This window comes from Methanocella sp. (assembly GCF_035506375.1).
Classification (GTDB): Archaea; Halobacteriota; Methanocellia; order Methanocellales; family Methanocellaceae; genus Methanocella.
Genome location: NZ_DATJPM010000003.1, coordinates 1 through 9,011, shown reverse-complemented (window position 1 = coordinate 9,011; position 9,011 = coordinate 1). Strand labels below are relative to the sequence as shown.

Below are 9,011 nucleotides of genomic sequence, written 5' to 3'. Positions count from 1 at the left end.
ATATCCCACGTAAGTCTCGATAATCACTAAGGTCCATGCCTGGAGCTTAAAACACGAAACAAGCCTCACGGAGAACACTAAATTCACCAAAGGATTGAAACACGAGGACGGCATGACCCTTATGCCTTATTTAATATGCTTTCTCTAGTGTTTCAATTTAATTAGTGAGGCCCGTGCCCTTCGGGAGGTTGTTTGGTGTTTTGACGTGAAAGCATCTACTTTAGTGCGGTTCGTGCCCCTTACGTGGGACTAGAAAATAATTCGTGTTTTAGTGTTGAAAAACCGGACAAATCAGCGAACCACACAAACAAAGGACAAACGATAACACAACACACACGGAACCACCCGCCTTTGTGGTGAAATCCATACCAACAAGGCATACGCTATAAGTAAGATAATCAAATATCCAAAAATCGAAAAATAGTCAACAATAAATAAATCGTATTACGTGGCAATTGATGCCCCCTGGTTTTTATAGGTGATAAACAGTTTTCGTATTATAGGAAGCCTTTGCGCTGCAGCCAGTTCACCTGCGGGCCCGTGTATCTCCAGATCACGTCCGCCTTCTCGTCCTGGAACTCCCAGGGGACGACGATGACGACGTCGCCCTCGCGGATCCAGATGCGCTTCTTCATCTTGCCCGGGATCCGGCACATCCTCGTAACTCCGTCGACGCAGCGCACCACGACGCGATTGGCGCCCAGCATGCTGGTCACGGTGCCTAATATCTCTCTTTCCTTTTTGTTGGGCACGCGTACCCTTGTGACCATTTCGCCTTCTTCACCAGGATGGCCGCCCCTGTTATCTGGAGTATTCAGTTTATCACCTTCAACCACTATATACGGAGGTTAGTATTATACCTTTTTTCGGACTGGCTCTAAGATCATGTTCATGTACTTCGCGGCGGCCTTTTTCAGGTCCATCGGGTGGACCTTCTTTTCGGCGAACGCGCTTTTCAGGGCCTCGAAGCTGGAGAACTCCATGTTGCCGCCGTGCTTCTCGGGCCTCTCTATCGTGATGGTCGGGTACCTCATGAAGACGTGGTACTTGAACAGGTCGATGACCGGGTTATTCTCCACCTGGCCTATCGGGCAGAACGCCTTTTCGATCTTTTTCGTGACGCTCTCCGCGGGCTCGTCCACGCTTATATTATTGCCCTTGCTGGAGGACATCTTCGTGCCGTCCAGGCCCAGCAGGATCGGAGTGTGCAGGCATACGGGGCTCTTGAAGCCCATCGTCGGTAATTGCTCCCGGGCGATCATGTGGATCTTCCGCTGGTCGATGCCGCCCATGGCGACGTCGACGCCCAGCGAGGCGATGTCCATGGTCTGCATGAGCGGGTAGATCATCTGCGAGACGTGGGGGTCCTCGGCGTCCCGGGAGATCTCGTCCATGCTGCGCTTCGCGCGGTTCAGCGTCGTATCGCAGGCCATGCGCAGCACGTTCATCTCGTACTCCGGGGATAGCTGATAGGTCGAGCCAAGCACGAAGCGGGTATTCTCTTCGCTCAGTCCCAGCGCTATGAAGCACCGCTTGTTATATTCGGCGATCTTCTCGATCTCCGCCATCGTGCCCTTACGGTTAAGATAAGCATGAAGGTCGGCTAACAGCACGATAACTTTAAAACCGGCGTTCTGGCAATCGATCAGCTTGTTGGCCGTGATCATATGGCCTAAGTGAATGTTACCGCTGGGCTCGTAGCCGACGTAGACCGTCGGATGCTGCTTATCGTCCAGCAGCTTCTTTAGCTCATCCATGGTCACGACTTCCTCGACATTCCTGGTGACCAGCTCTAACCTATCCATTATAAGACACCACTGCCCTAATAGAGCCCGGTAATATAAATCATTTATGTTTTTGGGACGAAGAGCAACATCTAATTTATATAATAACAGGCAGGTACAATCTGTAGAGGTGCTCGCCTGTTGAGTGATAAAAAAGGTCTCGGGTGGATGAATAGGCTCTGGCAGTTCAAATTTTACATATTACTCGGAGTGGCCATAGCCATCCTCGCGTACGCGACCTACTATTACCACGGGCAGTCCGAGGACAGGGCAGCCGACCTTGTCCAGAAGGGCGTGGAGTACGACGCCCTCGGCATGCAGTACGCGAACCTCACGGGCGAGCACGAGACGCTCATCGCCAGCCACAATAATCTGACTGAGCTGTACACGAACCTGAGCTATAATTATAGCAGTCTCATCTCGAATACTTCGTCCATACGCTCAGATTACGACAGCATGAAGTCGGCGATCGGTAACTTCACGGAAAGAGGAGGGCCGGTGATAGCCCTTTATTATCACTCGTACCGGCTGGGGTCCGGGAATAATCAGAAGCTCTACGTGCAGGCCATCATCTATAACGTCGGCGATAATAAGGCAAGCAGCGCGACGATCCATTGCCGCGTCCTCTATATGGGCCAGCCCAACCTCAACGACCAGACGTTCACCAACATAGCTCCCCTGGACAAGAGGAACTACACCTGGGAATTCGACACGATGTCACAGCTCGACACCGTGTGGGTCACCTACTCCTGAAGTTCATCGATAGTGAGATAAACTATATTTAAGCGACCGCCAGACAACGATATTTAGGGGCATTTGGAGGCCCGGTGATGGCCGGTAAAGGTAGCATACTGTATGTTTTATTGCATGTGAAATGGGAATATCCGGCGTCCGCCCGGCTGAACTCCGTCTGGTATGAAACGTAAGACGGATAAGCACTAACCTTTTATATGATACGCCGATAATAATCATGTACTAAATGGGGATGGTTGTTTGAGTAATGGAAAGTCACTTAGTAGTGGCGGCTTTAAACCTGCGGGTTCACTGTCGACTATCGTCGTCATTGTTCTAGTCGTAGTCGTGCTCATTCTCTGCGCCGGCGTGTTCATGCTTTATAACAACGAAAAGGGCGCCAGCAACGACGCGGCATCCGCCAGGCAGGCGTACACGGCCCTGAACGAATCGTATAATGACCTGTCGGGCAGGTATACGGCCCTCGTCGCCAATAACGCCGACCTGAGCCAGCGCTACGACATATTGAACGCGGACTATAAGAACACCTCGGCGGACTACGCATCACTGAAGAACCAGAGCGAGACGACGACCGTTAAGCTCGGCGAGTTCCTGGAGAACGACCCGGCAGTCGCGTACAATTACAACATAATGTCCAACACTACGAATAATAATACCACGACGCTGGACGTGAAGGTGAACGTCTATAACGTATGCAAGACGGACGTCAGCAACGTGGTCGTCAAGCTCACGATCCAGTCGATGGCTGACAACTCCACGGGCGAGCTGGTCAAGACCATCGCGTCCATACCGACGCTCGGAAGCAGCTCCGTGGACTTTACGCTGGACAACACGTCGAGAGTCCAGAGCGTGTGGGCGAACCTCGCCTAGAGGTTCTACCATCCATCTTTTTTATTAATTTTTGCCGTAAAAAACGGGTTTATATAATTGATCGTTCCCCAATCGCATATAGGAAAAATTAGTACATGCTTCTATCTTTGTAAAGTATTTTAAGTACGCCATCCTATTTTTAATAGAAATGTATAAATTCCAGATCGTCGGCCACCGGGGAGCGCCACGGCAGGCGCCGGAGAACACGCTGTTATCGTTCAAGCGCGCCATGGACATCGGCGTGGACTGGATAGAGTTCGACCTGCGGGAGACGAAAGACGGCGTGCTGGTCGTCATACACGACGATGCGGTAGACCGGACGACGGATGGCAAGGGCAAGGTCCGGGACATGACTTTCAGGGAGCTCCACGGCCTCGATGCCGGAAATGGCCAGGAGATCCCCTCGCTCATGCAGGCCATCGGCCTCATGAAAAATTATGTGAAGATGGACATGGAGATCAAGGAGCCGGGCATCGAAGAAGATGTCGTGGCCGCTATCCGCCGGAATGACATCGCCGGCCAGTGCATGGTCTCGTCGTTTATCTACGACTCCATTAAAAAAGTGAAGGACATGGACTCCGCTATCGCGACCGCCGCCATCATGGATAAGATGCCCGAGGACCCGCAGGAGTGCCTCGACACGCTGCTTCGGGACGTGAAGGCGGACGCCGTCATGCTGAGCAAGAAGATCGTGACGCCGGCGTTCGTCGGCCAGATACGCCGCCAGGGCCTGAGGGTCGGCATATGGAACGCCGACACGCCTGACGAGATCGATAAGTACGCGTCCATGGACCCGTATTATTTATGCAGCAATTACCCGGAGAGGCTCGTCGAGTTCCGGCAGGTGCCCGTCAGTACCTGAAAGGGATACTTTTTTAAAGGCGACACCTATAGGTATTTCAAGGCTAATTCGTATACGATTAATGGATTGATGTCGATGGCGATACACCCGATCGAGTTCAGGTACGGCACGCCCGAGATGAAGGCCGTGTGGACCGAGGAAGCGAAACTTAAAAAGCTGCTCATGGTGGAGGCGGCGCTGGCGAAGGCGGAGGCCGAGGTGGGCCTCGTGTCCAGGGAGGACGCCAGTACGATAGCGGCGTGCATGGATAAGGTGAAGGTGGAGCGGGTCAGGCAGATCGAGGACGAGATCAGCCACGACATGATGGCCGTGGTGCTCGCCTACGCGGAGCAGTGCGGCGAGGCCGGCAAGTGGGTCCACTACGGCGCCACGTCCAACGACATCCTGGACACGGGCCTGGCATTACAGTTAAAGGACGCCATGGAGATTATCGACGATAAGCTGGAGAAGCTCAAGAGGGCGCTGCTCCAGAAGGCGGACGAGACGAAGCATCTCGTGACCGCGGGACGGACTCACGGCCAGCTTGCGGTGCCAACGACCTATGGGCTGAGGTTCGCCATCTGGGCCGTGGAGGTCGCCCGGCACCAGGAGCGTTTGAGGCAGATGAGGCCCCGCGTGGCTATAGGCCAGATGAGCGGCGCGGTGGGTACGCAGGCGGCCTTCGGGAAGGATGGCATCCGGATAAAAGAGCTGACGATGCGGGAGCTGGGCATCCCCGCAGTTACCGTGTCCTCCCAGATCATCCAGAGGGACAGGCACGCAGAGTACATGGAATTTTTAGCCCTGGTCGCCAGCACGCTGGATAAAATATGCCTGGAAATACGGCTCATGCAGCGCAGCGAGATCGGCGAGCTCGCGGAGGGCTTCGGTAAAAAACAGGTGGGCTCGTCCACGATGCCCCATAAGAGGAACCCGATAAACTCGGAGCAGGTGTGCGGCCTGTCCCGCGTGGTGCGGGCCTACGTGGAGCCGGCACTGGAAAATAACGCGCTGTGGGACGAGAGGGACCTGACAAACTCCTCGTGCGAGCGGGTCATCATCCCGGAGGCGTCAATTTTACTCGACCACATTTTAAGAAAGGCCACAAACGTGATCAGCGGCCTGACGTTCTATCCGGAGAACATCAGGCGCAACCTGAACGTCCTGAAGGGCGTGCAGATGAGCGAGGCGGTCATGATCGCGTTAGCCAGCAGGGGCTTCGGCCGCCAGAAAGCACACGAGATCGTACGCAGTGCCTCCATGAAGGCGTTCGAGCAGAACATGCCCTTCCGGCAGGCCCTCCTGGAGGACGCGGAGATCTCGAAAAAACTAACGCCCGCCGAGATCGACGAGGTCACCGATCCGGAGAATTACATCGGTACCGCCGTGGAGCAGGTCGATGAAGTTTTAAGGAAAGAAGGCTACGTACATTAAGAAGCCGTCCTATGAGCGAATTCCTGCTAATACTCCCCACGCTGAACGAGGAAGAAGCACTGGGAGCCCTCGCCCCCGAGATCCCGAAGTGGATGGACGTCCTGGTAGTGGACGGCGGCTCGGCCGATAAGACCAGGCAGGTCGCCGAAAGCCTGGGATACGGCTTTTTACCCCAGAAGTTCGGCAAGGGCAAGGGCTGTGGCGTCCGGTCGGCCATGGAATATTTCCTGGGCAGGGATTACCGTTATATGGGCATGATCGATGCCGATTATACGAATCCGCCCTCCGAGATGGAACGCATGCTTACCGAGATAAAGGCCGACGGCGACGATATGGTGCTGGGCGCCCGGGACCGGAAGGTGCAGCATGACAGGCTCGGCTGGTTCTCGCTTTTCATCAACTCTTCCACTTCGGGCATCGTCTCTTTTGCGTATGGGATGAAGCTGCCCGACATACAGACCAGCTACTGGCTGTTCAGCCGCAGGGCCGTCGAGACTATCTATCCCGGCCTGGCCGCCACGGGCTTCGAGATCGAGTACGACATGGTCTATAACGCGTGGAAAGAAGGGCTGAGCATCGGCACCGTCCCCGTGACAATACGGAATCGGCTAGGGGAGTCAAAGTTTACGAATTACCTGCGGCTCAAGCAGATATACCACGGGTTGCGGTACGTGGGCAAGAGCCTGTACGTGATGGCCACGGGCCAGAGATCTAACGGCCGGCACCCTTAGATAAAAAATGCCAGCGTCAGGGCAATTGTCGCCAGAATATATGCGTCGCTCGCCGACTTCATGTATGGTACGAGCTTCTTTGGCAAATCGAAATATACCAATAAGCCCTTACATGCGAAAGCGCTCAGCGGCAGGGCCACGAAGGCGATCGCCGAGAAAAACGGGAGCAGGCCCGACACGATACCGGCTAAAAGCACAATGTAGGCCAGGGCGCTCAAGAGAATAAAGACATATACGGCGTTCTTTCTGCCCAGGCGCACGACCAGGTTCGTCTTCCCGACGGCCGAGTCCGCCTCGTAGTCCGGGAACTGGAAGATGTACAAGGCGGCCGTGTTCAGGAAGGCCACGGGCAGCGACGAGACGAGAACTACGGTAAGAGGCCCGACGTAGCTGCTCATATCCGCCATCGATGCCGGCGGCACCTGCACGACAAAGGCGCCCAGCACCATCAGCGGCGTAGCGAAGAGCCTCGCCGTCTCGCCAAAGCCCCGGTAAGCCAGCTTGAAGGGTGGCGCCGTATAGAAGAAGCCGATGGCGGCGCCTATAACACCGATGACGAGGACGATGGGGCTCCGGGTGAGGACGATAAATGTGCCGAGCAGGGCGCTAAGCCCGAAGCTGAGGAGGCCCGCGATGAGCACCCCCGCCGGACTCAGGGTGCCTTCGGGCAGGAGGCCGCTGCCACCGCTGTACGGCGTGCGCTCTTTATTTAATACGTCCGTGCCGCTGCGGAAATCAAAATAGTCGTTCAGGATGACGGTGCCTGCGTGCAGGGACATCATGGCGATGACTGCCAGAACACAATAGGGCAGGCTGAACGACTGGGGCTCATATGCGTAGGCGACCGCCGAGCCGAGGACGACGGGCAGCGCCACAAAAATTAAAAATAAGACCCGAAATTCCTTTAGCCAGGCCTGAAAATTCATGGATAACGACCCTTACGATATGGTCATGGTATAGATGGCCCAGTAGCCATTCCGGTTATCCATGTAGGCGATGCGATTGCCATAGATCACCGGCGCCTGCTGGTCGTGGGGCTCGTTGGTAAGCCGGCGCTCGTTCTGGGTATTCAGGTCGTAGGCATAAATGTCCCAGTTGCCGTTGCGGTTATCGTCGTAGACCACGGTGCTGCCATAGATATCGGCGTACCCCTGTGAGCCCGTCTGGGTCGGCGAAGTGGTACTCCCCGTGTTAATGTCATATATGTATATGTGGTCCGTGCCGCTTGCATCCGAATGGTAAACGATGTAATGGTCGTATATACGCGCATGGTTATTAAGGCCCGGGCTCGTTGAGATCTTCTGAGGCGCCGGGTTTTTCGTCCCCAGGTCGAGCAGGTAGATATCGTTGCACGTGCCACTGACGACCGTATAGACGAGCCGGTCGCCGTAGATCCGGATGTCCAGGGGCTTTGGCAGGTTGGACATGACGTCCGAAGCGCTGCCCATGACCATGTCGAAGACGTAGATATGGTAGTTCGGTACCCATTTGCCTTCGGAATCATAACGGCCTACGTCCTGGTAATAGGCCAGCTTGTTGGCGAACATGGTGATGCTATTACGAATGCTGTTATCATCCGTGCACGTGAGCAGCGATTCCCGCGTCCTGATGTCGTACAGGTATATCCGGTTGCCATTGGTCGGGTAGAACAGCATGACCTTGCCGTTGCTGATGTCGCCATAGGAGAATACCGTCCCGTCGGCTATCTGCGTCCTGTCGCCGGTGTTCACGTCATATAAAAATGTATAGTTCTTCGCTCCGTCGTACATGTCGTAAGCGATGTAGTGGTCCCAGATGCCCGGATAGGAGTAGTCGAATTCGCCGACCGTGATCTTCGTATCCTGCTGATAAAAACCCGGGTCAAGTGTCGGGGTGGCGACAGCGGTCGGCGTTGCCGTGGGCGTGGGCGTGGCCGTCTGCCGGGGTGTTGGCACAGGCGTCGCCGTCACCGTCGGGTTCGCGGTAGGAGTCACCGTGGAATGGGGCACAATATAATCATATATGTAAAAGGCACAGGCTCCGATGACGATTATGAGAACGATAAGCGCACCGACAAAGATGATCTCGGATGCGAGGCTTCTTTTTCCTGGCTGCGGCGTCATATGTTAAACTCTCTGGCGACTGGATAGACAATCCGATAATGACGACCAAGCAATAAGTCCTTTTCGGTTCTTACCACGGGGCGCACGGAGGCACCACGGAGACACAGCGCTTTTTATTCACCACGGCGACACGGCGAACACGGCGTTTTTTTATTTCCTGAAGGGGGCTGATGCCCCCTCGGAGACCCCAATATTGCTTATTAAAAACTTCACCATAGCGGTCACGGAGGCACCACGGAGGGGGCACGGTTTAATATTAACCACGGAGGGCACAGTGGGCACGGAGGACTTTTAAGTCCTACAGGGGGCTGACGCCGCGCGGAGCGCTCTTGCTTACCCCTCGGAGACCCCCTGCTTACTTTTATATCCTGAAGAGGGCTGACATCGGGCGGAGTGCTCTTGCTTACCCCTCGGAGACCCCTGCTGATTAATATTATCAGGAAACCGTGTCGCCGTGGTGTCGCCGTGCCGATCATAAAAAAGCGCCGTGTTCGCC

General features: G+C 55.0%; 9 protein-coding genes. 5 read left to right on the top strand and 4 right to left on the bottom strand.

What is annotated here, in order from left to right:
• Positions 1–497: 497 nt before the first annotated feature.
• Together eif1A and VMC84_RS00435 are read right to left on the bottom strand one after the other, a co-directional pair.
• Positions 498–818 carry a translation initiation factor eIF-1A gene (gene eif1A / locus VMC84_RS00440; RefSeq protein ID WP_325377056.1) on the bottom strand — a complete coding sequence of 107 codons (321 nt, stop codon included), beginning with the start codon at positions 816–818 and terminating at the stop codon, positions 498–500.
• A gap of 36 nt (positions 819–854) precedes the next feature.
• Positions 855–1,805 carry a tyrosine--tRNA ligase gene (locus tag VMC84_RS00435; protein WP_325377054.1) on the bottom strand — a complete coding sequence of 317 codons (951 nt, stop codon included), beginning with the start codon at positions 1,803–1,805 and terminating at the stop codon, positions 855–857.
• Positions 1,806–1,925: 120 nt separating this feature from the next.
• Here VMC84_RS00435 and VMC84_RS00430 point away from each other — a divergent pair, with 120 nt between their 5' ends.
• From VMC84_RS00430 to VMC84_RS00410, 5 genes are all read left to right on the top strand, one after another.
• Entirely contained in the window at positions 1,926–2,537 is a 612-nt protein-coding gene (locus VMC84_RS00430) for a hypothetical protein (protein WP_325377052.1), read from the top strand.
• A 240-nt stretch (positions 2,538–2,777) separates the two neighbouring features.
• On the top strand, positions 2,778–3,407 hold the full coding sequence (locus tag VMC84_RS00425) for a hypothetical protein (RefSeq protein WP_325377050.1): 630 nt from the start codon (positions 2,778–2,780) through the stop codon (positions 3,405–3,407).
• A 148-nt stretch (positions 3,408–3,555) separates the two neighbouring features.
• Positions 3,556–4,269, top strand: a complete 714-nt coding sequence (locus VMC84_RS00420) for a glycerophosphodiester phosphodiesterase (protein WP_325377048.1) — start codon at positions 3,556–3,558, stop codon at positions 4,267–4,269.
• Between the two features lie 75 nt (positions 4,270–4,344).
• Positions 4,345–5,682 carry an adenylosuccinate lyase gene (purB, locus tag VMC84_RS00415; RefSeq protein WP_349256722.1) on the top strand — a complete coding sequence of 446 codons (1,338 nt, stop codon included), beginning with the start codon at positions 4,345–4,347 and terminating at the stop codon, positions 5,680–5,682.
• Between the two features lie 11 nt (positions 5,683–5,693).
• Complete coding sequence (locus tag VMC84_RS00410; protein ID WP_325377044.1) at positions 5,694–6,413, top strand: glycosyltransferase family 2 protein; 720 nt, start codon at positions 5,694–5,696, stop codon at positions 6,411–6,413.
• Here VMC84_RS00410 and VMC84_RS00405 read toward each other — a convergent pair.
• Together VMC84_RS00405 and VMC84_RS00400 are read right to left on the bottom strand one after the other, a co-directional pair.
• Positions 6,410–7,339 carry a prenyltransferase gene (locus VMC84_RS00405; RefSeq protein ID WP_325377042.1) on the bottom strand — a complete coding sequence of 310 codons (930 nt, stop codon included), beginning with the start codon at positions 7,337–7,339 and terminating at the stop codon, positions 6,410–6,412. The two genes, VMC84_RS00410 and VMC84_RS00405, sit on opposite strands and share 4 nt — an antisense overlap.
• A 12-nt stretch (positions 7,340–7,351) precedes the next feature.
• Entirely contained in the window at positions 7,352–8,515 is a 1,164-nt protein-coding gene (locus VMC84_RS00400) for a hypothetical protein (RefSeq protein WP_325377040.1), read from the bottom strand.
• Between the last annotated feature and the right edge of the window lie 496 nt (positions 8,516–9,011).